Genomic DNA, 1,432 nt, shown 5'->3' on the forward strand with positions numbered 1-1,432 from the left:
CGAACGCCACGGCGATAGTCGGGGCCGCGTCCTCGATTGGCGGGGCGATCATGGGGGGTGGCAATGTCGGGCCAACGGCCGCGGGTGCAGCCGGTGGTTTGGCTGGCAACATCATCTATAACCACTTCTTCCCTGATGGTCCTTTCGGAAAGGATATAAACCCTCTAGACCCTAAAAACAAAAATAAAGATGTAAATAATACAAATCAAAAAGGATTAACAGGTCAGAAAATATATAATTCTTCATCAAAACAAAATGAAGTTGCAAAAACAAATTCAAATATAAAATACGATGACACGACGGACATAAACAAGATAGCCAGCGGCATAATCCATACCGGGATCATTGGCGGTGCGAGTGCGATTACCGGCATCATGGGTGGCAGTGACAATCTCAATGGCACCAACACAGCCATTGACGCCATCACGGGTGGTCTGACAGGGCTTGCCCAGAGTGCACCCAAAATTGAGAAGGGCAAAAACAGGGGCAAAAAGCCGGCCGATAAAGCGGGGTCGAAACCCAAAGCCGAACAGGCTGACGGGAACCCGGAGCAGACTGAACAGAAAGGGGATACAAAATGAGACTTTATTTTTTGGCAAGTTTAGTGATGATGTGTTTATCTCTAACCGCCTGTACCGACAAGTTTTACATTCCTATCTGGAACGAGAAAGGGACAGCGAAACCCCTTTCCAAAACGGATGATGTAATCAGGGTCGTTGTTCCGGATAGACTTAAAAATTATGTTGAAAAAACACGTGCTGCAGAAGATGATTGGGAAAAAAATGCTAAACTAGCTGCATATATAATGACAGCCAAACTTGATACGGAAGAGAGATTGCAGGCTTTAGGCTATCAGTTAACAGATACTGGTTTTAGTTCAAATGATATTGGTAAACCAAAAAAAATAGACTGGATTGATGACCAGGGTAATACACAATATGCCATGACACATGGAGGAAAACCAACCGTATTCGCATTGGTTGATTCTAGATTAGTTAATACCTATACACAAAGGTTTATATCCAACGAACCATATTCAAGTGATCCAGGCACAGGTGCAACCACCATGTGGACAAACCATGTCGATGAGGTTACCATGAATAAGGTGGCTATAGGAATTAAACTGGTAAGGCCTATTGGTAAAGACAATCCCCTTTACCAATGCAATAATTCCTCTTTGAGTGCTGATCTATGTATTTTTCCCGACAGTTATTGGCTAGATACCTCCCATTATGAAACAATCTTTTACGGTGTGGGTACGATGACCACAAGTGCACGAGATCCGGACTATATCGAAAACCATTTGACCTCATCGATATTGTATCAATATCCCAACTTGCTGGGTAAAAAACGTGTCATTCAAATCAGCCAGCCTTTCTTCCAGGTAACCAAAATCACCGATGATAAATAAAACATCATATTCTCATATAAT

Annotated in this window: 2 protein-coding genes; both read left to right on the plus strand. The window is 42.9% G+C overall.

Annotated elements, in window-relative coordinates:
* A partial coding sequence (locus H3R33_RS09020) for a hypothetical protein (RefSeq protein ID WP_198185741.1) occupies positions 1 to 581 on the plus strand: 581 nt, incomplete at its 5' end.
* Positions 578 to 1,411, plus strand: coding sequence for a hypothetical protein (locus tag H3R33_RS09025; protein WP_198185739.1), 834 nt, complete (start codon positions 578 to 580; stop codon positions 1,409 to 1,411). The genes H3R33_RS09020 and H3R33_RS09025, both read left to right, overlap by 4 nt.
* Positions 1,412 to 1,432 lie beyond the last annotated feature (21 nt).

Origin of the sequence: Commensalibacter sp. B14384M2 (genome assembly GCF_016101865.1) — a bacterium.
Taxonomy (GTDB): domain Bacteria; phylum Pseudomonadota; class Alphaproteobacteria; order Acetobacterales; family Acetobacteraceae; genus Commensalibacter; species Commensalibacter melissae.